Genomic DNA, 24,079 nt, shown 5'->3' with positions numbered 1-24,079 from the left:
GGTTTAGCTATCCTAAGCCCTTCCTGCAAATGCAGAGGAAAGGTTAGAATACGCATAATTAATTTGACAATTATTTTTGTTGAGGTATAGGCATGATCGCTGAGCCATCAGTTAGCTCTTCGAATCCACTTAGAATAACGCGGTCACCTTCTTGCAATCCTTCAGATACGATGTACTTATCTTTTGTAGAACCGTTCAATTTGATGTTTCTGCGTTGTGCCTGATTGTTTTTGTCTACAACAAACACAAAGGTTTTATCCTGCAATTCATTAGTTGCAACTTGCGGGATCTGCAAAACATCTTTCTTGACTTCAGCAATTTTTAAGGTACCGGTACTACCAGAACGCAAGATATTGTTAGGGTTAGGGAAAGTAGCTCTCAAAGAGATGGAACCTGTAGTTCTATCTACCTGTCCATTAACCGCATCCACAACACCTTTAGACGAATATTCTTCACCATCGGCCATCATTAACGTAACTTCAGGGAAAGTCAGGCGTTTCAACTTATCGTATTTACGCCCTTCCACACTATCAGCTTTAGCTTGTGCTTTGGAGAAGTACAAGAAATCTGATTCGTTCATAGCGAAATAGATATAAACCTCCTGAATATCCGATAAATTAGTTAAAGGCTCTTTGTCACCCTTGGTAATTAAGTTACCGATACGTTTCGGAATACGTCCAATATAACCACTCACTGGCGCGGTGATCGTTGTAAAATTTCTACTTAATTGTGCGGAACGCACTTCTGCAGCAGCTTGGTCAAGCCCTGCTTTTGCGACTTGATAATCAGATTCAGCCGAAGCTAATCTAACATCTGCAATGACCTCGTTCTCAACCAATGGTTTCAAACGGTCAACTTCTAACTTCGCATTTTTCAACTTGGCTTGCGCCACTTTCTCTGCAGCATACATATTATTTAAATCCTCTTGATAAAAAGATGGATCTATTTTGAAAAGCTTCTGTCCTTTTTGGACATAAGCACCTTCATCGACATAGATTTCCTGCAGAAGGCCCTCAACCTGAGGACGTACTTCGACATTTACCTTACCTTCAATGGTACCTAGGTAATCTTTTACCGTTACAGCATCTGATTTCTCGACGGTGTAAACTGGTAATGCCATGGGTTTTGCGGTGTCTTCTTTTTCTTTGGATTTACTCTCAGAACAACTGGCCATGATGCCGACTGTTCCTATTAATAATAATGTTGCTTTTAAAATTGATAACTTTGTTTTCTTCACAGTAATTTTCCGATTTTGTACTTTGTCTTCGTAATATTTTTATTACACTTCCATCTTATTAACGTATCATTTAACAATTATTGTACCGTTTAACATTTGTTAACATATTATACTTTAGTTAACATTTTGTTAATTATGAGATATTTAAGCTATAAGACGTTGGTTTTCAAAGAATAAAACCAATCATTCGGAAAATAAAAAAAGACTGATTTATCTGATTTTTTTGATTAAACCTATGGCGGGTTTATTAGTCAAAGACAATCTTTTGTATGATTTTAGGGAATATTAAGGTAAAAAAGGAGTAATTCTAACTTATATTACTCCAAATATTGACCTTGTCTGATCAATAGCCAACGATATTTATTGAAAACAGAAGACTTAGAAATAAAGCCTAAGTATTGTTCATCCTTATTGACTACAGGAAGGATCCAAACATCTTCTTTATTCATCTTGGTCATTACATGCTCCATGTTTTCCGTTTCAATGATGATATCATTTGGTTTTTGGGCCAAGGCAGCAAATGTCTTTTCTCTTCCCTCCTCTTCCCCTAATAAAATGGAGAACAGTCGCTCACTATAGAGTATTCCAAGAAGCTTACCTTTTTCATCGACAATTGGAAATATATTTCGTTTAGAATGAATAATATCAGATTGACGGTCTAATGGTGTTTGATCTGGTCTAAGGACCACAAAATTGGTTTCAAGCACATACCTCAGCTTCATCATACTGAGAACCGTTCGGTCCTTATCTTCATAAGAAAGTAAATCCCCGGATTCCGCCAATACTTTGGTATACACCGAGTGTTTCATTACTCCTCTATTGATTAGATATGAAATTGAAGCTACCAACATCAATGGGACCATCAAGGTGTATCCTCCAGTGATTTCTGCAATCAGGAAAATCCCTGTTAAAGGGGCATGCATAATACCGGCCAAAGCAGCCGCCATCCCCGCCATAACAAAATTGGGAACATTCAGTTGTACAAAGCCTGTTTGGTTCATACCATAGGCAAAGGCAAAGCCGATCAATCCACCCATTACCAAACTTGGCCCAAAAATACCTCCATTCCCCCCTCCATTAATCGTGAACAGCGAAGCGAATGACTTTCCAAATAATACCAAAATCGTATAACAGACCACTACCCAGGCCATATCTCTATAGTCTGAAAAAAGGGAATTCTTGACAATGGAATTGAAATGACCGTCAAGAATTTGCTGAATGGTCAGATATCCCTCACCATATAAGGCCGGAAACACAAAGATCATGACTCCTAAGGAAATCCCACTGACCCAAACCTTATTGTATGGATTCTTGATCTTTGAAAACCAAGTCTTGACGACCTGACTGATCTTTGAGAAATAGATGGTATAAAGCCCTACCAACACCGCCAAGAGGATATAAAAGAAAATAGAACTTACTTCCCAGTCTGTAGCTGCAGTATGAAAAAGGGGTTCACTGTACAAGATCCTAGAGATAACAGCTGCAAGTGCTGAAGAGATCAATAAAGGGATAAATACCGGAATTGAAAACTCAGGCAACAAGATCTCAATGGCAAAGACCATCCCAGCAACAGGGCTATTGAAAGCCCCAGAGATACCTGCCGCAGCTCCACAAGCCAATAGCATGGTGACCTCCTTGTAGCTCAATCCGAAAAATCGTCCAATATTGGACCCAATCGCAGAACCTGAATAGGCAATCGGTGCCTCTAACCCAGAGGATCCACCAAAACCTACCGTAATGGCACTGGTAACAATTTGGGAATAAATATTATGTAGATCGATTCGACTGGAACGTCGTGAAATGGCGTATATAATGGGTGTGATTCCGTGCTCAAGCTTTTTGCCTTTGATAAATTTCCGGACGTAGAGCACACTGAGAAAAATACCTATCAGCGGAAATATTAAATAAAGGGAATATTTGAAATGCCATTCTAGGTCATCCTGCAATTTGGCCGCGATAAAATGAGTCATTCCTTTTAAAAGAGCAGCCGCTAAACCTCCTACGATACCCACCACAAAGGCTAGAACGATTAGAAAATTCCTGTTCGAAATCTTCTGCATTCTCCACCTATTTAAAGCCTCTAGTTTCTTTAGAAATTTTTGTCTCATTCCTTGGTCATTTCCCCTTTAAAACAGCTAAAACTAAACGTTCGCTATTAATAAAGGTTAAGGTTCCTATTATTTAATTAGCGTGAATATATTTCCTTAATTTCTGCAAATATAGGAACCATTTATCGAATAGTTAAATAATACCCTAGCTATTGCAGTAATAAATCTGATTTGGCGATTAACATTTAGTATTTTTGGGATGAAACAAAATCTATAGTTATGTTAAACTTTATCAAAGCAGGGATAATTGCTGCTTTCTTAACAACCGGAACGGTCATCATTCCAAATGCCATTCCTGATGAAGGGATGTTCCCTTTAAGTGAATTGGGCAAAGCAGGTTTGAAAAAAGCAGGATTAAAAATTAGCGAAAAAGAAATCTATAATCCAGGACAGATTGGGCTAGTCGATGCCTTAGTTCAGGTAAGTGGATGTTCAGGTTCGTTCGTTTCTCCAAATGGATTGATTATCACCAACCATCACTGTGCTTTCAGTGCAGTTCAATTAGCCTCTACTCCAGAACACAATTACCTAGAAAATGGATTCGTTGCTAATTCCCATGAGCAAGAGATCGAAGCAAAGGGACTCAACATTAGGATTACGGACTCTTACGAGGATGTGTCGCAAAGAATCTTAGATGCTGTGGCTAATGTCACAGATCCTAGCCAAAGAATTGACATCATTACCAATAAAAGAAAAGAAATTGCCAAAGAGGCTGAAGCTCAAGATCCAACCATAAAAGCTGAGGTATCTGAGATGTTCATCGGCAAGAGCTATGTGTTGTTTAAATATAAAACGATAGAAGATGTTCGCTTGGTTTATATTCCTAGACAGAACATTGGAGAGTTTGGTGGCGAAACTGATAACTGGGTATGGCCAAGACATACCGGCGACTTCTCTTTCTTGAGAGCCTATGTTGCTAAGGACGGTTCCTCTGCAAAATATTCTAAAGATAATGTCCCTTATAAACCAAAGAAACATTTAAAGGTGAACCCTAAAGGGGTCAATGAGAATGATTTCGTGTTTATCCTAGGCTATCCAGGTCGTACTTTCCGTCATAGACCTGCTCAGTATATCGAATACCAACAGCAATACCTATTGCCATATACTTCTGAACTTTATGATTTCCAAAATCAACAGATGTTACTGGCTGGGAAGGATGATAAAGCCACTGAATTGGCACTTGCAACAAGAATCAAGAGGAATGCCAATGTAATGAAGAATTACAGAGGTAAATTAAAAGGCCTAAGAAATATCGACCTTGTCAACACAAAAATCAAGGAGGACGAGGAACTAGCCAAGTTCATTGAAAATGATGCTGAACTAAAAGCTCAATATGGCTCTTTGATGAAGGATATTGATCAGCACTATCAATTGGTTTTTCAAAATGCTGAAAAAGAATTATGGTACAACAATGTATACTCCGGAATTCGTGGTTTACAGCTTGCTTCTTTGACAAACAGCTTCCAAGATGCAATTAACAAGGAATTATCTAGTAAACGTAAGGAAGAATTGTACAATGCTAACATTGAAAACTTTAAAAAGCAATTGGCTGGTCTTTACGAAAGCTTCAACTTAAATGTTGATAAAAGCATTGCGAGCACAATGTTTGCCCAAGCCTATCAATTAAAGGATGGTAATGCTCTACCATTTGTTGCAACTCATAAATTCAGCAATGAACAGGCAGCTTCTGACTTTATCTCGAAAACCATAGAGGACTCAAAGCTTTCTAATCAAGAGTATTTTGAGAACACCGTATTAAAGGATTTGAATTCATTCTTGAAATATTCGGATGATTTAATGAAGTTCCAAAAAGAACTGGACCAAGAAATGCAGCCTTTTTATGCTGAGCAAAAAAGAAGAGAAGGTAATTTGAACAAATTAATGGCGGACTATATTGCCGTGAAAGAAAAATTCCAATCTAAAAGCTTTATTCCTGATGCGAATTCAACTTTAAGATTAACTTTCGGAAACATCAAAGGCTATAGTCCAGCTGATGCGACCTATATGGAGCCATTCACGACCGTTAAAGGTATTATTGAAAAAGGTAATTCTGGATTAAACGAATTCCATTACCCTGAAGCAATCAAAACAAATTGGTTGGACAAAAACTTCGGAAACTATTTCAAAAAGGACCTGAATGATGTTCCTGTCAATATGCTATATAATATGGATACTACAGGCGGAAACTCCGGATCTCCTATTATGAATGCTTATGGCGAATTGATCGGAGTAAATTTCGACAGGGCTTATGATGCGACCATCAATGATTTCGCTTGGAATGAAAGCTATAGTCGTTCCATTGGAGTTGATATCCGTTATGTATTATGGATTGCTGACAAGATTGATAATGCCCAATTCATTATCCAAGAAATGGGTGTCAAATAAGTAACCCCTAATAAAAAAGAAATCGGTCAGTCTTGCTATGCAGACTGACCGAATCTTTTTTTACTATATTAGAATTTGGATTTGGTAATTTTTTCTGAATATGGCAGATACATTGGAAGAGCAGCCGAACCATACCATGTATAAAGGGAATAAGTCAAATACCCCGCTTTTATTGCTGGATCAGTTTCCAGAATCGCTTTCGCTTCGTCCTCAGATTTCACATTGTTCAGAATAAACAGACCTCTATATTGATCCGCGTTCTTCCCAAATGGACCTGCAACAATTAACTTCTCCTCTTTAACCAATCTATTGATGTTGTCCATGTGACCCTTGAAAGCTGTATTGATCGAATCTTTATCTTGATTCTTATTCTCCCCAGATTTCAATACCACATAAAAGTAGGACTTCATCCCATATTCATCTGAACCTAACTTTTCAGCTAGCTTCTCATCATAAGCAATTTCCTGCGCCTCATCTGAACCCTGGATCGGCTTCATGATTTGGGTATGCTCCTTTCCTTGACCTGCAATCTTGACAATCAAATTCCCAGTGGAATCAGAAGACTTGCTATAGGTGATTTCTTGAGGAAAATCATGCTTATGATTTACAAACTTGATCTGCTTATCAAAACTTTTCCCTTCAGCAATGAATTCAATAGGTTTTCCGTTATTCTGACCTATCACTGTTGCTATCAAAACCAGTTTCCCTTTTTTTAGCTGAATATCCAGATATTCAGTAACCTGGGGAATAGCATGGTCAATTTTATATCCGAAGCCTTTCATGCTCTCAGCAGAAAGAACATCCCAATGCTCTTCGTTATTACTTCCTTGTATCCCCCAATGCCCTTTTAAGAACAGAGGTAGTTTATTTTGGGCAAAAGAAAGTTGAAAAAAGAACAAACACAGTAGGCTAAAAAGTAATCTCATAATTAGATGTTTTTGCAAACATAATTATTTTCAAACTTCTTAAGTAATGCCCTATACAAAAGATGGTTCTACACTCGAATATTCAGCAATGAATTGCTCCACTTTTTCAACCATATTTTTACTTCCAATGATCAAAGGAGTTCTTTGATGCAGTTCTACTGGCTCTATATCCAATATTGCCATTTCACCCGTAGTTGCTTTCCCTCCTGCTTGTTCAGCAATAAATGCCAATGGATTACATTCATACATCAAACGTAATTTCCCATTTGGATACTGATAAGTATCAGGATACAAGAACAAACCACCTTGAATCATATTTCTATGGAAATCAGCGACCAATGAACCTATATATCGTGAAGAATAGGGACGATTGGTCTCTTTATCGATTTCCTTACAGAATTGAAGGTATTGTTTTATTGCAAGTGAAAATTGATTGTAATTACTCTCATTGACCGAATATGTCTTTCCATTTTCAGGAATCCTTAAACCTGGATGAGAAAGACAGAATTCTCCAATAGAAGGATCTAAGGTAAATCCATTCACCCCTTTTCCCGTACTATAAACAAGCATCGTTGAAGAACCATAAATAACATAACCAGCGGCAACTTGCTTTCTGCCGATCTGTGCAAAATCTATGCTTTCTAGGTCCTCTCCTGTACTTACTCTTTTATAGATAGAGAAGATGGTACCAACTGATACATTTGCATCAATATTAGAAGAACCATCCAATGGGTCAAAATAAACCATATACTTTCCTACAGAAAATCTATTCCGTTTCGTAAGATCTATCCCATCTTCATGTTCCTCTGAAGCTAGATAACAACATTCACCGAATCTTTCCAATGCATCCATAAAATAATGATCTGCAAAAACATCTAGCTTTTGTTGCTCTTCACCTTGTGCGTTTGTATTTCCTTGTTTACCTAAGATATCAGCAAGGCCGGCTTTATTTACTTCTCTATGAACAATTTTAGCTGCTAACGAAATCCCTTGTAGCAACCGCGTCAACTCTCCTTTAGCTTGAGGAAATTGAGTTTGTTGCTCAGAAATAAATTGCTCTAATGTTTGAATTCCCATTTTTGTTTTTATTAACTCAATACCTTTTCAACTGGTTTCGGGATAAATTGAGCATAGTTTTCATCAAACATTCCCTTTAATTTCTCCGCTAACTCCTCATAAGCCTCTGGGTTATCCCAAACACGTTTTGGATTTAATAGATTAGTCGGGATTTCAGGACATTCCCTTGGCATCTGCAGGTTAAAGATCGGATGTTTCTCATATCCTGCTTCGCCAATATGGCCTTCCATTGCCGTGCGGATTAATTGACGTGTATATTTTAATTGAATTCTTCTACCTACTCCATAAGGACCAGCAACCCAACCAGTATTGACTAACCAAACTTGGATCTCAGGGTTTTCCTCAAGTTTTTTCCTTAACATTTCAGCATAGTGCATTGGGTGCAATGGCATAAATGCAGCGCCAAAACAATCTGAGAAAGTTGCTGTTGGAGTCTTTACGCCCATTTCAGTTCCTGCTACCTTCGCGGTATATCCATTAATAAAGTAATACATCGCTTGTTCAGCAGTAAGTTTTGAAATTGGAGGAAGAACGCCAAATGCATCAGCGCTTAAGAAAAAGATATGTTTTGGTGAAGCACCATATCCTCTAGGATTCACATTTTCCAAAAACTCGATTGGATAAGATGCGCGCATGTTTTCAGTGATGCTGCTATCATCGTAATCTGCTTCACGAGTTCCCGGTTTGAAATTCACATTTTCTAATAATGCACCAAACCTGATGGCATTAAAAATCTGTGGTTCGTGTTGTTGAGTCAAGCCAATTGCTTTCGCATAACAACCACCTTCAAAGTTAAAGACCTCTTTTTCTGTCCAACCATGTTCATCATCTCCGATCAATAAGCGTCCATGATCAGATGATAAGGTTGTTTTACCCGTCCCAGATAGGCCAAAGAATAAAGCGGTGTCATTCTTCTTGCCAACATTAGCAGAACAGTGCATGGTTAACACGTTATGCTTTAATGGCAAATAATAATTAAGAGCAGAGAATATCCCCTTCTTAATCTCTCCTGTATATGCCGTTCCGATGATGATTACCACTTTACGGCTTAGATCCAAAACCACACAATGAGAAGTGGGTAAACCAAGTGCTGCATAATCATCTACTTTTAAATTTGAAGCAGCTAAGACAGTCCAATCAATTTGTTGTTGGGATTCTACATCAACATTGATAAACATATTGTTTACAAAAATATCCTGACATGGGCTTTGCGTAACTGTAAGTACATTTTGCGCGTAATCTTTATGATTACATGCCTGTACTGATCTTACATAAATGGGATTTAATGAAAGGTATTCAGTTACCCTTGCAAGCAACAGGTCAAACAGCTCGATGCTCATGGGCTTGTTTACTTTTCCCCAATTTACATGTTCAGCTGTCTCGGAGTCTTTCACGATAAATCTAGACTCTGGCGAGCGCCCTGTAAAGATGCCAGTCTTGAAACTTAATGCTCCTGTTTCTGTTAAAGAAGCTTCATTGTTTTTAATCGCTCTTTCTACCAGCTCTGGTACTGGAAGTTGAAAATAAATTGGACTTGATGGACGGATCCCAAGTGACTCCAATTGACTACTGATTAAATTTGTCATATATAGGATTTATTTTGCGAACAAAGCTATATATATTTTTAGCAATAAAAAAAGTAAATTTAGCATATTGTAAAATTTACACAATTGTAACTGCCTTATTTTCAATTCAATAAAATCAAAAATATTGATATAATTAATTTAGCAATTTTTTATAGCAAAAAACAGGGTTTTTCATAATGTGCCTTTAAACAGTTTAAACGCAATTTTCAATGTTTTTGGCGATTTTTAAAGGATTTTAAGGCATTTATTATTTTAATTGAAATGAAAATGTAGTCATAATTCTACCTTGCTAAAATGAAATGACAATATCCTTTAATAAATTGACAATATATGTTAAAAATTATTCCCATTTTGATTAAAAATCAAAGGTAAATTTTGAACTTACTCAAAGAAAAAAAACTCCAATTCCTATGTTGATACTAGACTAATGCCAACTCCTTAAATCTGGCCAGCCGCAAATTTTGACAATCATGACAAAGCTCAAATAATTCCATACATTAAGATTACCATTTCAATGTATTTTGAAATGTATATTTACCTTATGAAGAACATCCAATATTCCCTACTGGAATTAGCTACTCTAAAGAAGAACAATACCGCTGCTGATGCTATTGAGAGAGCATCACAAGGTGCCAGACATATAGATAAACTAGGTTATACAAGAATTTGGCTTGCAGAGCACCACAATATGGAATTCATTGCCAGTTCCGCGACTTCCGTTTTAATTGGTCATATTGCTAGCCAAACAAAAAACATTCGTGTGGGTTCCGGAGGTATTATGCTTCCAAACCACTCTCCCTTGGTCATCGCTGAACAATTTGGAACCTTAGAATCAATCTATCCAAACAGGATTGATCTAGGGCTAGGACGAGCTCCAGGTACTGATCAGGTAACCGCCATGGCCTTAAGAAGGAATAATTTAAATACAGCATTCTATTTTAAAGATGATGTGCAATCCTTACAACGATATTTCAGCCAGGAAAACCATAGCTCGAAAGTCCGCGCTTTCCCAGGAGAAGGATTGGATATTCCAATTTGGATCCTAGGATCAAGCACTGACAGCGCCTTCCTTGCTGCCGAATTAGGCTTACCTTATGCATTTGCGGCACATTTTGCACCTAATATGTTGAAAGCAGCTTCAGAAATCTATAGAATGAATTTCAAACCATCCGAGCAATTGCAAGAGCCCTATTTTATGGTCTGTGTAAATATTATCGCCGCAGACTCGAATGAGGAAGCCTTATTTCTATCCAGCAGTCTACAGAACTTATTTGCAGGAATAGTGACCAGTCGAAGGATGCCACTATTCCCTCCTACCGAAAAAACAATTTTCCATGGTATCCCAGAAATTGAACAGGCAGTCCAATCCATGACCTCTAGTACCTATACTGGCAGCCCAGAACAATTGGCAAAAAGTCTAAAAGAATTAATCGATGAAGTGCATGCTCAAGAGATCATGACCACAAATTATATATACGATGACGAAAAGAGATTGAAATCTTTTGAATTAATTAAAGAAACGTTCGACTTAATAAACCAACAATAAAGAACTTCTTTATTATCGTAAAGCAACAAAAATGGGGATTTCACACAAATCCCCATTTTTATACCCTAATTGTAGGGTATTCATAAAAAAAATTAATAAAATAAACTCAAAAAACACATTTCTCTAAAACGTTTATGGTTATTTACTGTTATATTTACTACATCACACATAACTAAATCTTTGTTGAAAAGATTGCGAAGCAAGTGGCACATTAACGCTTGCCTAGCTTAATAAGGTACAAATAACATTAATGTGATTTAGTAATTAACAATTTTGGAGATATCAGTTAGATGTCCTTGGAGGGTTATGAATTTATCCCAAGGGTTAAAACATTGATTGAAGCAAAAAAAGTGAATTTCTAAACAAGTGAATCTAAACTGTTAGGCCATGGTTGATCAATCATAGCCAGATTTACAATGCACTAAAACGCTTAAATCTATTAGTAAATTTAATTGAGCTCCAATGATTAATAAAAAAAATAGATTATGATTTGGAATTCTGCATATCTAGACCCACACCTTTGTAAGGTGACGAAAAACATTTACAGTCAAGTTGTGAATGAAGAGGAGTTGCTTGCCAAACAATCCGAAGCGATTTATATCGCTATTATTGGAGGTGGCCCAAAAGGATTTTATGCTCTAGACCGATTTATTTCTAAAGCTATAAATCAAAACATCAATAGATCTATCAATATCCATTGGTTTAATCATAACCGAGATTTTGCTTCTGGGCCAAATTTCCAACCAAACCTTCCATCATACCTCATCATGAATGATTGTATCGCGGAAATCAGTTGTTGGGAAGAATCCGATTCGCCACATTATATCCCCAATAGATTAAAACTCATTGATTGGATCCATCATAATAAGTCCGCAGAAAGCAATCCGAATCCTTCTGATTTTTGCTCTAGGGAATTGATGGGATTATATCTGATGGATGCATTGCAAAAGACCATCAGCAATAAGCCAAATCATATCGAGATCAGCTTAGTCAACAGCAATATTTGGGATATGGATATAGAGGAAGATAAGGTTAAATTAACAAGCTCTAAAAAGACGTTGCCTTTCCTGTACGAATCCGCCATTTTTTGTACTGGCCACAGTTATTCCAATATGGAAGAGGAGGATTTGCTCGCGTCTGACTACAATGAAAATATCCTTTACCTTCCGCAAACCTATCCTGTTGAGCTCTTGGATGAAATCCCAGCTCAGGTTGATGTGGCAATTAAAGGGATTGGTTTGACCTTTATGGATGCAGTCCTGCATCTTACGGAAGGTCGTGGAGGAATATTTTACAAGCAGGACCAAGAGTATCGCTATCTCCCTTCTGGATACGAACCTACCATCTATCCTTTCTCTAGAAGGAACCTCCCGATGTTACCTCGTAATGCATTCTGGAAAGGGAATAAATATGAATTAAAACTCATGAATGAGGATTGGCTCAATTTATTGAAAAGCAGAAATGAGCCCTTAAACTTCGAAAGAGACATTCTCCCAACCTATAATTTAGAAGCGCAATTGGCATTCTACTCTTATGTACACGCGACACAAGAATTGACAGTTTCCGAAATCCTAGATTTCATTGATACTTTTGACTCCACTAAACTGTTCTCTATTTCAGCGCTCATCGACCCGATGACTTATTCTAAAGTGCAGATGGAAACAAATTATCATGAGTTCATCGTAGATCTGAGTATTTACAGCATGAAGTTATCAGATCAAGGCGAATTAAAGAGCCCAATGGCTGCAGCGCTAGCAGCATTAAGGGAAGGATTTTACCTGATTGCAGAACTTTTTGCGCACAATGGTTTTGATGAAGAATCACAAGAATCTTTTGAAAAATATTGGCAAGGATTCATCAATCATACCGCCTTTGGCCCACCAAGAGACAATATTGATAAATTATTCTGCTTAGCGCGGGATGGCTATGTGAAATTTATCTTTTCCGAAGAACCGGTTATTGAAGTCCAACAGGAGGCCTTATTGCTGAAGAATTCTTACGTATCAAAAGAGTTTAATTTCTTGATCGATGCTAGGATCCCAAAAGGGGATCTCAAACTTCGCAATAACAAATTATACGAACGGATGCGCAAGAAAGGATTCGTCCAAGAAATCGTCAATGGGAATTATAGTAATGGAAAAATAGCCGTAGATAAAGATGGAAAACTAATTGGGAATATCCAAAATAGCCTAGTTTATCTGTATGGTATCCCAACTGATGGCACCTTTTTGCAGAATGACAGCTTATCAAGAGAATTAAACAATTTTAGCATTCCTTGGTGTCAGGCTACTTTAGAAAGGATCAACAGCAATCTTAAGCAAGATAGCCGACCGCATTATAGTTTAAGTTTTTCCAATGTTAATTACACAAACTTAACACCGAATTAATACACAGATTAAAGTCTATTTATATTTTTGATAATAAAATTTATTAAAGATGATAAAAGACGAAGTATTAACACAAGAATCGAATTCTATACTGATAGAATTCCTGTATGATGGTGATGATTTTAATTCAGAAGAGGATTAAAATCCACCATCATTTTTTTTACCCCTCCCCCAACAAAACCAACTCCATTTCACCCTTCTTAATTATTACAATTCGATTTTAGAAGAATCGAATAATCCTTTTGTTTTTATCCTATAAACTCAAAAACGCGATTCACACTGTCATTTTTCTACAATATGCAATATATTTAATTTTTAATTATATATATTTATTCATATTAAACCATTATAGCGGCACCTTTATTATTTTAAGATGAATACTCCAGTCAATATGTCTGACAAAAATTTGTACCTACAGTATTACAAATTCATAAACTTTTATGCCTACAAATTAACAGGGGATTATGAGCGTGCAGAGGACTTAACTCAAGATGCTTTCACGTCATACCTAGTAAACAAATCCAAGATTTCCAGCAATCCTTCCGCCATCAAATCCTTTCTTTATACGACCGTCAGGAATAAATTGATCAATGAGCATAAGAGAATCGAAATTTCCCAAAGATATTGGAGGATTACAGGCTTTAATGAAAAAGATCCTCAGGAAATTGATCGTTTAGTGATCTATACCGAGCTGTTGCAGGAAATTGATAGACTCGTCAATTCCCTTCCTAATATGTGCCAGAAAGTGATCAAACTTAGTTTTTTTGATGGATTGACCAATAATGAAATCAAGGATCAATTAAATATCAGTATCAATACGGTTAAGACACACAAAAAAAGAGGGCTAGCCTATCTTCAAAAGCATTTGAATCCTGAATACTTCTTACTCTTTCTCAATTTCTTAACCTCCAATTAAATTTATTTTAATAATCGTTCATCCTTTTCACTAATTAAGTTTTCTTAATTATAATTATGAACCAAAAGGAGAAACTAATAGCCATTCTGATTTTCAAATACATCCAAGGTATCTGCACATTCCGTGATATCAGGAAACTCAATAGTTGGTTGGAAGAAAACATGGATAACAAAGACTTTTTTCGTGATGCTGTCAATACTTCCCAACTGAAAAAAGACCTTGACTTATTGAATTCTTTCGACGCTGAAAAATCATGGAGGAAGAGGCAAAGGAAAAAGCAAAAGCAAATGTTCAAATGGTCTATTGCAGCATCCGTTTTCCTTGTTGCTATTTCCATTTTGTTCTTGGATTTTGAAAGCTGGATGACCAATAATAAAACTGTTCATCGAGATAAATATGAATTCATAGATAAACCACATTCAGAAGATAAATTACCAGCAAAGGTCGGAGCTCAGCTTATCTTATCAAACGGAGAAAGGATACAATTGAAAGAACCTTTGCAGGTAAAGCTTTCAGGTGAAATAGTCAATTCCGAACAAATTGTCATTGCTAAAATCGATCAAGAAGCAAAAAATGAGGACATAAAATGGCTTGAGGTCCAGGTACCAGCTGCTCAATATTATTCTATTGTATTACCTGATAGCAGCAAAGTCTGGTTAAATTCTAATTCTAGAATAAAATTCCCTTCTCAATTCAATGCGCAAGTGAGATTGATCAACTTAACTGGGGAAGCCTATTTTCAGATCAAACACAACCCAAAACAGCCTTTTATTGTCAAAACAACCGATGCAGAAATTAAGGTTTTAGGGACCTCCTTTAATGTCAATAATTATAACAACAATTTAATCGCATCTCTTGAGGAAGGTAAAATTGAAATTAAGTCAAAATTAGACCTAAAGGAATTAAAACCTAATCAAAAAGTGGAGCTTATTGCCGATAAACTTATCGTATCGGACTCCGATTTACAAAAAGAATTGGCCTGGAAAAACAATAAATTCATTTTCAACAATGACAAACTCATGGATATCCTATTCCAAATTGAGAATTGGTATGGGATAAAGACCAACTACCATTCCATCCAGAACAATGATGAAACTTTTACAGGAACTATTAATCGAGATGTAAATCTTTCCAAGATACTGGACATCTTAAATAGTACTACCAGATACAATTTTCGGATTATAGATAACCAATTAATTTCAACACTTAAACATTGATACCATGAGCACATAACATCTATTTTAGGGACAAAACGAAACCTTTTGTAGTCCCATTACAAACAAGAACCAATTTTAAACATCTAACAAATTCTTAAAATGCTGTACTTTTTAGTTCATAAAAAACTAGGAAGAGGGAAAGGTATTGACCTTAAATTCCTAGTTAAAATCCTAAAGTTCATAATCCTATTGATCCTATTAATGCTATATAGCATCATCGTAAAGGCTAATGAACAATTAATTTCCGTAAAGTTTCAAAAGGCAAAATTAAACACTGTCCTAAAAGCAATTGCTAATCAAACCGATTACCAATTCTTCTATAACGACCGTGTAAATCTAATTACAGGTCCCGTCACCATTGATATTGAAAAGGGTACTGTTGTCCAAATCTTGGAATTAATCCTTCCAAAGGAAAAACTGGCCTATGAAATTTCTGAAAACCAGATCACGATCAGTATCCGAAGGCAAAATACCCTGACATCCATTGAACCTAGACAAGAAAATATCCAAGGTACGGTCAGAGATACTGAAGGCAAGCCTCTTCCAGCTGCGTCAGTCAGTATTAAAGGAACCAACAAAAGCACCTCGACAGATCAAAACGGAAAATTTGAGATCAGTGCCTTACCAACCGACATTATCATTGTCAGTTTTTTAGGCTATAAAAGACAGGAAGTTTCCATTGCCGGGAGAAAAACCATAAACATCAGTATGCAAAGGGATCAACAAACCTTAGAAGTTGTTGATGTCGCCGCAACTGGCTACCAAACCATCGATAGGCGCAAGTTTACCGGAGCAGCCACTAAGGTAAAAGCTGAAGATGCACAACGCTTTGGTGTACCCGACGTTTCCAGAATGTTGGAAGGTCAAGTTTCCGGTGTCAGTGTACAGAATGTCTCGGGAACATTTGGAGCGGCTCCAAAAATTCGTGTACGGGGTGCGACTTCTATCACTGGTGATAATAAACCACTTTGGGTAATCGATGGTATTATCTTGGAGGATGTAGTCAACATCTCAAATGACCAGTTATCTACAGGAGATGCAAATACATTATTAGGCTCTTCTGTTGCAGGGATAAACCCTGATGACATCGAAAGTTTTGAAATCCTAAAAGATGCGGCTGCTACTTCACTTTATGGAGCAAGGGCAATGAATGGGGTAATTATTATTACAACCAAAAAAGGTAGGGCCGGTACACAAGCGGTTTCTTACCTAGGAAATTATACGACCTACCTTCGTCCCTCCTATTCTCAATTTGACATAGTCAATTCCTATGATCAAATGTCAATCTATTCAGAAATCGCCAGAAAGGGAGCCATAGATTATGCGCTGATCCGGAACAACATGAATTCAGGCATTTTCGGAAACTTATCCAGAGGCTTATCGACATGGAAAGAAGATGGAACGCCTTTAATTGAAAACACACCTGAAGGTCGTGAAGCCTTCCTGAAAAGATACATTTATCAAAATACCGATTGGTTCAAAACTCTTTTCAACAATTCATTATTGCAGGAACATTCTGTGAGTTTCTCAAATGGCAGCAATAAGGTCCAAACCTATTATTCAACTTCATTTTTACAGGATAATGGCTGGGCAAAAGCAAATGGAGTAAGAAGATATACGGCAAACATTCGAGGAAATTACAATATCACTGATAAATTATCGATAGGCTTATTGACAACAGGATCTATCCGTGACCAAAAAGCTCCCGGCACATTAGGCCAAGATAGTAACCCAGTTACTGGTGTGGTGTCAAGAAATTTCGATATCAACCCTTTCTCCTATGCCATGAATACTTCCAGAGTCATCGCACCATTCGATGAGAATGGAAATAGAGAAAATGTAACCATGAATTATGCTCCGTTCAACATCCTAAATGAATTGGACAAAAATATTATGGAATTAAAAATGATCGATCTGAAGGTTCAAGGAGAATTAAACTATAAACTTCCAAAGAACGTTAATTACAACTTCATTGGTGCCTACCGCTATGCTAGCACAGGAAATGAACACAAAATTAATGAAACCTCAAACCTGTCCAATGCTTATCGCGCAGGAACGATTTACGGAGTAGAAGGTATTGAAAATAGCATCATTGCAAACCAAAACAGGTTCCTATATAGAGACCCTGCGAATCCAGATGCTAGACCCATGTCTGTTTTGCCTTATGGAGGTATTTATATTACCAATGAAAACATCCTAAAGAGCTTTTATTTAAGAAATAGTTTCAATTGGAACCTAACATCCCAAAAACACTATTTCACTGCATTTGCTACCCAAGAGATAAGATTCTTGGACAGAATGACGAAAGATATGACAGGCTATGGATACCAGTTTGATAAAGGTGGGGTTCCATTTATTGACCCAAATATCATCAAAATGACTGTCGAAGGAAATCTACCTTATTATAAAATGCAGGTATTTTCTGACCGCTTTGTAGCCTTTGCTGCCAATGGAACTTACTCATTCGACAGTCGCTATCAATTCACCGGAACAGCTCGATATGATGGTTCTAACCAATTAGGTCGAAGCCGAGTAGCAAGATGGCTGCCTACCTGGAACCTTTCAGGATCTTGGAATATAGACCAGGAAAACTTCTTCAAAAACCAGACTTTCTTTAACACTTTAACCTTGAGAGGAACTTATGGTTTGACCGCCAGTATGGGCCCAGCTACCAATGCGAGTTTGGTGTTGCGCTCCGGATCCGTCAATCGACCTTTCATCCATGAACAAGAACCTGTAATCAACATTGATTTCCTAGAAAACCAAGACTTGACCTGGGAAAAGCAATATGAAACCAATATTGGCCTTGATGCAACTTTCGCCAACAGAAGGTATCAGATCGTCTTGGATTTATATAAAAGGGATGCATTTGATCTAATCGGTCCTATGCGGATATCAGGGATAGGTGGTGAAGCCATAAAATTTGCCAATTATGCCGATATGAAATCCCGAGGGATTGAATTATTGTTCAAGGCAACTGTATTTGACAGAAAGAATTGGGGCTGGAAAACCCAATTGACCAATGCTTTTTATGACAATGAAATCACTTCGATAAGAAACGAACCCAATATCTGGAACTTGGTCAATTCTGTTGGTGCAGCAAAAGAAGGTTATCCACATCGCGGTCTATTTTCTATTGACTTTGAAAAATTGAATGAGTTCAATGGTACCCCAATATTTGTCAATGAAAACAATGAAATCTCTAACAATGTTTTCCTTCAAAGTATACAGACAAATTACCTAAAATATGAAGGTCCTGTTGACCCAACTTTCAACGGTGGTTTTTATAATAATTTCAACTATAAAAACCTTAACCTTTCCTTCCTAGTCACTTATAGTGCTGGAAACAAGGTCAGATTAAATCCTATCTATAAGAATCAATATTCTGAATTGGATGCGATGTCCTATGATTTCTTGGATAGATTTCTTGCACCTTACGAAAACCTTTCCCCATCTATTGCGACCTCTAGGACCTCATCCAGATTACCTGGAGACCAAGTCTATAACGCATACAATTATACGGATCAAAGGGTGGCAGATGGTGGATTCATCCGGATGAAACAAGTAACCTTAGGGTATCAATTTCCAAAAAAATTCTTTGGGAAATCAATTTTCAACAACCTCTCTTTAAATCTGGTTGCCAACAATCTGTTCTTGATTTACTCTGATCCAAAATTGAATGGACAAGACCCTGAATTCTATGGATCCGGAGGGGTGGCATTGCCAATTCCTCGTCAATTTACACTTTCCATTAAAGCAGGATTATAAACGAAAACCATTATGAAAACAACTGTAATTTTAACTCTCCTTTCTGCCTTCCTTTTGTTGGGATGTTCTAAATTTTTAGAAACTCCCCCAGATTTAAGGACAGAATTAGATTCTCCTAGCAAGATTGCAGAACTTCTAACTTCTGCATATCCTAGGGGAAATTATATTCCCTTTACGGAATCTGCATCAGACAATGCTGGGGACAAAGGCATGACCAGCAGTTCAAACGTTCAAACGAATATGAATCCTTGGATGTTCCTAGATGTGGAAACCAACGATTCCGATTCTCCGACTTATTATTGGTACACCGCCTATAAAGCAATTAGTGCATCAAACCATGCCCTTGAAGCCATTGAAAAACTCGGGTTAAATAAGCAAACTGCCTCTTTAAAAGGTGAAGCATTGTTAACTAGGGCTTATGCACACCACATGCTGGCCATCTTGTACTGTAAAGATTATGAACCTGAAACTTCAGCTTCTGATCCAGGGATTCCATTTATTGATAAACCCGAAAAATTCGTGCTCAATAAATATGAAAGAGGTACAGTAAAAGGTCTATATGACCTCATTGAAAAAGATATCGTGGAAGGTCTTCCCTTACTTGATGACAACAGATACAAGGTCAAAAAATACCACTTTACCAAAACTGCTGCCCATGCCTTTGCAACTCGCTTTTATTTATTTAAACATAATTATACCAAGGCCGTTGAACATGCAAATCTAGCTCTTGGAGAAAACCTCTACAATTATATCAGACCCGTAAACAATAGAGCTTTTGCAGCAATGGAATACTTGACCTTGCAACAATGGTATTCAAGTACAGATAACCCCACCAATCTTTTGATAGTGGAAGCCGTGTCTTCTTGGGGTCGAGATTTACCATTCAATAGGTTCGGATTTACCGCTCCAATTCTAGGTGAATTAATATTTGGAGATAATATTACTACTGGACGTTTTGCCTACCCAATATATGGCGGAACGGACTACTCGTTGAACATCCCAAAATTCCGCGAACATTTTGTGAAAGGAAGTTTAAACGCGGCCTATGGTATTCCCTATAATATGATCCCATTATTGACGGCTGATGAGCTGCTTTTAAACCGTGCCGAAGCCTATGCCCGTGTAAAAAACTACGACAAGGCCATCGCAGACTTAAATACATTCATCAGTCGAAAAGTGTATCACAGTGCTGATCTACCCGTTTATGAACCAAATGGACATAATGTCAATCCCACTAGAATAAATGGTTTTTATGGAGTTTTAATCTAGAAGAAAACATTATTAAAACTGCCCTAGACTTTAAAAGAAGGGAATTCCTTTTTGAAGGGCTTCGCTGGTTTGATATTGTTCGACATAAAATCGTAGTAACCCATCGAACACATGATGAGAAAGAAACTTATGTTTTAGGCGCTAACAGCCCTATGCGTCTCTTTCAACTGCCTGCTGAGGTGGTATTATCAGGTGTTCAACCCAATCCAAGATAAAATCAAACTGTTATGAAATATTTAAAATACTCGATTGCCTTTATCATATTTCTCTTCTGTACTGCATGTTCAAAAGAAGAAACCTTGCCAGATGAACCCATTGTCGATTTAGGTGGTGAAAGATGGGTAAATGGTCCTTTAGACAAATTCATCTATCAAGAATTTATTAAATCCTACAATATTGAGATCAAGTACAAATGGACACCTTTTGAAATCAATTTTAATAGGACTTTGGTACCACCCCAAGAAAAAAGGGTCATTCCAGTTTTAACCGCGGTAAGAGATATCTGGATGAAACCTTATGAAAAAGTTGCGGGCAAAGAATTCTTGAAAAGGTATTCGCTTTCCAAGTTTATCTTGGTGGGTAGTGCGGAGTACCAAAACAATGGTACCATTATTTTAGGTACTGCAGAAGGTGGAACTAAGGTTGTTCTATATGTAGTAAATGACTTTGAATTATCAAATCCTGATGCCGTTAGTCAGATGCTACATACCATTCATCATGAATTTGCACATATCCTGCATCAAAACATCCATTATCCTCAAGCATGGAGAGGTATAAGTACAGCTTGGTATACCCAAACTTGGTTTAATACGCCAGAAGAAACAGCAAATACTCAGGGGTTTGTGTCAAGTTATGCTAAATCTGCTGAACAAGAAGATTTCGTTGAAACGATCGCCTACTTGTTGGTGGAAGGGCAGGAAAAATTCGATGCTTTAGTAAAAGCCAATGCTCCTGTGGAAGCTACTTTCCGTCTCAAGGAGAGCATCGTGGTCCAATACTACAAGGAAGTCTTCAACATTGATTTCAGGGCTCTTCAGAGAGAAGTTCGAGCCGCATTCCTATCATTAACTAAACCAACTACAAAATGAAACCAATAATTTTCTCATTGATTATGTGCTTGCTCCTAATTTCTTGTAAAAAGGAATTTGATGGAGTTCGACCGGATGCCAAATTGAATAAATTAAAAGATGAATATGCTAAGCAATTAACAGGCTCGAAAAATGGCTGGATCGGATATTTATACCCAAAGGGTGGCGGAAGTTATACTTTTAAGTTCAATTTTGACGATAAAAACAGGGTTAAAAGCTTTGCCACTATTGATAATATCAAAGCTGGCACCTCCGACGAAAGTTCTTACCGCTTAGCAGCTGATCAGGTAGTCAGTCTTTATTTCGACACCTATTCCTACATCCATCAGTTGTCCGACCCAGACGAACAAAAAAGTGGTGGTTTAAGAGGTGGCGGTTTGATTTCTGATTTTGAATTTTCCATCATTGAAACCTCTAATGATACCATAAAACTAGTTGGAAATCATAATGAAAGCACATTAACTTTAATCAGGGCTAAGGAAAATGAAGGTGATGACTATATTAGAAAAGCTTTTCTCTTGAATACAAAGGTTGAAGAAATCAACCAGTTGGCAAACTACTATAAAACTGTAAAAATCAACAACAAGGATTATGGTGTGATTTTCAATACGGAAACCAACAATATCGCTTTTTATTATGAAGAGAACGCCACTTTCAAAAGCTTTATTACAGAGTATGCCCTTACCGATAAAGGTATTTTTCTAAAGGACCCCTTAAATGCAGGAGGCTTGGCAGTGAAAGGTTTTGATAACTTCATCATTGACAAGACCAACAATAAAACAACAGCAAAATTGAATGGAACTGTAGATGTTGATATCCTTGATCAAAACAAACCAGTCTCTATCGATAAAGATGCACCAAGAAGGATGTACCTGATCAATAAAAGATATGCTTCCTCTTTTGGGTTTACGATCGCCGGAAAAAAAGACGCCTTAGGCATTAGAACTTTCCCTGGCTTCAATTTCCTGCTTTATATTCCTAGAAGATACATTGATCCCCTTGATGCCTTGTACATCATTTTCTTGGGACAGTTTAACCTTGGACCTTTATTCAATACCCTATATAATGATCAAGGCATTTTATCCTTCAAGGTATTTAGCGCCCTCACCGGCCTAACTCCAGGTACCGAATTTGAAGAAATAGCTAGAAAACAAAATCAGATCTGGTTTGATCCTCAGGGTTTTTACGTATTTGAAACTGGGGATGAGCAATTTGATTTTGTGAGCGTGAAAGATAGCAAGGTATGGATAAGATTTAATTAATAAAATCATGAAAAAATATATATTATTTATGTTGTCCCTTTGCTTCATTTTCTCTTGTAAGAAAGGAGATCTGAATACATTTGAAGTAGTAGAAGTCTGGGAAAAACCTGAAGTTAAGTTAAAGCAACTTACTGACGCAATTGCTTCGCATAAAACAGGTTGGGAGTTTGTAATTGAGTATGGCCCGAATCAAGTAGTCACTTACGGTTACCTAGGATTTAATTCTGAGAATTCGTCGGATTTTATCAGTGATTTCTCAAAGAATTTTTCAACATTCGATAAAACTAATTATCAATTCGGAATCATCAAAACCAATCCATCAATACGGTTTCCTAAAGGTAGTAAATTTGCAAATCTAGCGTCTGATGCCCGATTAATCGATACATTATTTACTTTTAAGAGCATCAAGTCGGATACCATTACTTTGGAAGGAGAAATGAGTAAATCCATTATGAAATTGACTAAATGCTCTCCTGAAAAATTAACACAATTAAAAGCAAATTCAATTAGTGCAGATTATGAAAAATTAAAGAAATTGGCAGAAATGCCTAGATATTTCTTTTCATATAAGCAAAACGGAAAAACCTTTGGTTTAGAAATTGACACGGCTAACCGTCTTTTATCATTTATTTCAGGGACCAATCAAAACCCAGTGGTTACAAAATCCAATTATTTCTTTAATGGAAGTGGAATATCACTGGTCAAACAAGTTGATATTGAAGGTGTTAAAATAAAATTGATTGAAGGTTTAGAAGTCAAAGCGACATCAATGAGCTCTAGGAATGGTGTTGAAATTTCCAATGAAAGTAAACCACAGATTTACGATATAAAAACAGCAAAGGAATTTACGGAAGTGAAAGGAAAAAGGTTATGGTGGTTATCGACAGATGGCTTTGGAAAACGAAATCAACCCGATATTGCAGGTTTTCAAAAGATCCCAAATTTTACGGATTTTAATTTAGCCCCTAATTATGATTATTATGAAGAATACAAAACCTATTTCTGGTTTATGGGATTCAATCTAAGAGGTGAAAATCCCGGCAGCTTTCATGGTCCTGTTTCAAGGTTTGCTGACAATGGCATTCTCAGATTCATACCTTTTTTGGAAGGTGCTCCTGCAACTATTCCATCTGTTATTCAAGCAATGAATATCACTGCGAGATATATCTATAACCGAAATGGGTTTTATGTGATTAAAACCGGTATTGGCTACACTTTAGTCGATGCAACCGATGGTTTAACGTGGGCATATTTCCAAGCTCCACCTGATTTATCTTAAATTTATTCAAACAACTCCCCAAAGTAAA

At 37.0% G+C, this 24,079-nt stretch carries 15 protein-coding genes; 10 read left to right on the top strand and 5 right to left on the bottom strand.

Features of this window, described 5'->3' with window-relative positions; genetic code table 11:
- Window positions 1-70 precede the first annotated feature (70 nt).
- Window positions 71-1,237: an efflux RND transporter periplasmic adaptor subunit gene (locus CKW03_RS09105; RefSeq protein WP_236736449.1), complete on the bottom strand. Its 1,167-nt coding sequence runs from the start codon at window positions 1,235-1,237 to the stop codon at window positions 71-73.
- Window positions 1,238-1,554: 317 nt separating this feature from the next.
- Entirely contained in the window at window positions 1,555-3,297 is a 1,743-nt protein-coding gene (locus tag CKW03_RS09100) for a chloride channel protein (RefSeq protein ID WP_236736448.1), read from the bottom strand.
- Window positions 3,298-3,564: 267 nt separating this feature from the next.
- On the opposite strand from CKW03_RS09100, the gene CKW03_RS09095 reads away from it, so the two are divergent.
- Entirely contained in the window at window positions 3,565-5,730 is a 2,166-nt protein-coding gene (locus tag CKW03_RS09095) for a S46 family peptidase (protein ID WP_093095994.1), read from the top strand.
- Between the two features lie 68 nt (window positions 5,731-5,798).
- Here the strand turns inward: CKW03_RS09095 and CKW03_RS09090 are convergent, their stop codons facing one another.
- From CKW03_RS09090 to pckA, 3 genes are read right to left on the bottom strand one after another with little or no spacing between them, the layout of a single operon-like run.
- Window positions 5,799-6,656, bottom strand: coding sequence for a DUF6265 family protein (locus tag CKW03_RS09090; protein WP_093095992.1), 858 nt, complete (start codon window positions 6,654-6,656; stop codon window positions 5,799-5,801).
- Between the two features lie 51 nt (window positions 6,657-6,707).
- On the bottom strand, window positions 6,708-7,733 hold the full coding sequence (fbp, locus tag CKW03_RS09085) for a class 1 fructose-bisphosphatase (RefSeq protein WP_093095991.1): 1,026 nt from the start codon (window positions 7,731-7,733) through the stop codon (window positions 6,708-6,710).
- An 11-nt stretch (window positions 7,734-7,744) separates the two neighbouring features.
- Window positions 7,745-9,319: a phosphoenolpyruvate carboxykinase (ATP) gene (pckA, locus tag CKW03_RS09080; RefSeq protein WP_093095990.1), complete on the bottom strand. Its 1,575-nt coding sequence runs from the start codon at window positions 9,317-9,319 to the stop codon at window positions 7,745-7,747.
- A 541-nt stretch (window positions 9,320-9,860) separates the two neighbouring features.
- Here pckA and CKW03_RS09075 point away from each other — a divergent pair.
- The 9 genes from CKW03_RS09075 (at window position 9,861) to CKW03_RS09035 (ending at window position 24,051) form a co-directional block, all read left to right on the top strand.
- On the top strand, window positions 9,861-10,865 hold the full coding sequence (locus CKW03_RS09075) for an LLM class flavin-dependent oxidoreductase (protein ID WP_093095988.1): 1,005 nt from the start codon (window positions 9,861-9,863) through the stop codon (window positions 10,863-10,865).
- Between the two features lie 485 nt (window positions 10,866-11,350).
- A complete protein-coding gene (locus CKW03_RS09070) occupies window positions 11,351-13,252 on the top strand; it encodes an FAD/NAD(P)-binding protein (protein WP_093095987.1) in 1,902 nt (633 codons plus the stop codon).
- A gap of 391 nt (window positions 13,253-13,643) precedes the next feature.
- Entirely contained in the window at window positions 13,644-14,168 is a 525-nt protein-coding gene (locus CKW03_RS09065) for an RNA polymerase sigma factor (RefSeq protein ID WP_169918990.1), read from the top strand.
- A 56-nt stretch (window positions 14,169-14,224) separates the two neighbouring features.
- Window positions 14,225-15,385, top strand: coding sequence for a FecR family protein (locus tag CKW03_RS09060; RefSeq protein ID WP_093095985.1), 1,161 nt, complete (start codon window positions 14,225-14,227; stop codon window positions 15,383-15,385).
- 99 nt (window positions 15,386-15,484) lie between these two features.
- Complete coding sequence (locus CKW03_RS09055) at window positions 15,485-19,153, top strand: SusC/RagA family TonB-linked outer membrane protein (protein ID WP_093095983.1); 3,669 nt, start codon at window positions 15,485-15,487, stop codon at window positions 19,151-19,153.
- 12 nt (window positions 19,154-19,165) lie between these two features.
- On the top strand, window positions 19,166-20,422 hold the full coding sequence (locus tag CKW03_RS09050) for a RagB/SusD family nutrient uptake outer membrane protein (protein ID WP_093095982.1): 1,257 nt from the start codon (window positions 19,166-19,168) through the stop codon (window positions 20,420-20,422).
- Window positions 20,423-20,649: 227 nt separating this feature from the next.
- Window positions 20,650-21,510 (top strand): substrate import-associated zinc metallohydrolase lipoprotein, encoded by an 861-nt coding sequence (locus CKW03_RS09045; protein WP_093095981.1) that lies wholly within the window; start codon window positions 20,650-20,652, stop codon window positions 21,508-21,510.
- Complete coding sequence (locus CKW03_RS09040; RefSeq protein ID WP_093095980.1) at window positions 21,507-22,772, top strand: DUF4302 domain-containing protein; 1,266 nt, start codon at window positions 21,507-21,509, stop codon at window positions 22,770-22,772. Before CKW03_RS09045 ends, CKW03_RS09040 begins: the two co-directional genes overlap by 4 nt.
- A gap of 7 nt (window positions 22,773-22,779) precedes the next feature.
- Entirely contained in the window at window positions 22,780-24,051 is a 1,272-nt protein-coding gene (locus CKW03_RS09035; RefSeq protein WP_093095978.1) for a DUF4302 domain-containing protein, read from the top strand.
- Window positions 24,052-24,079 lie beyond the last annotated feature (28 nt).

This window comes from Sphingobacterium mizutaii (assembly GCF_900187125.1).
Classification (GTDB): Bacteria; Bacteroidota; Bacteroidia; order Sphingobacteriales; family Sphingobacteriaceae; genus Sphingobacterium; species Sphingobacterium mizutaii.
This window is presented reverse-complemented; position numbering and strand designations above follow the sequence as displayed.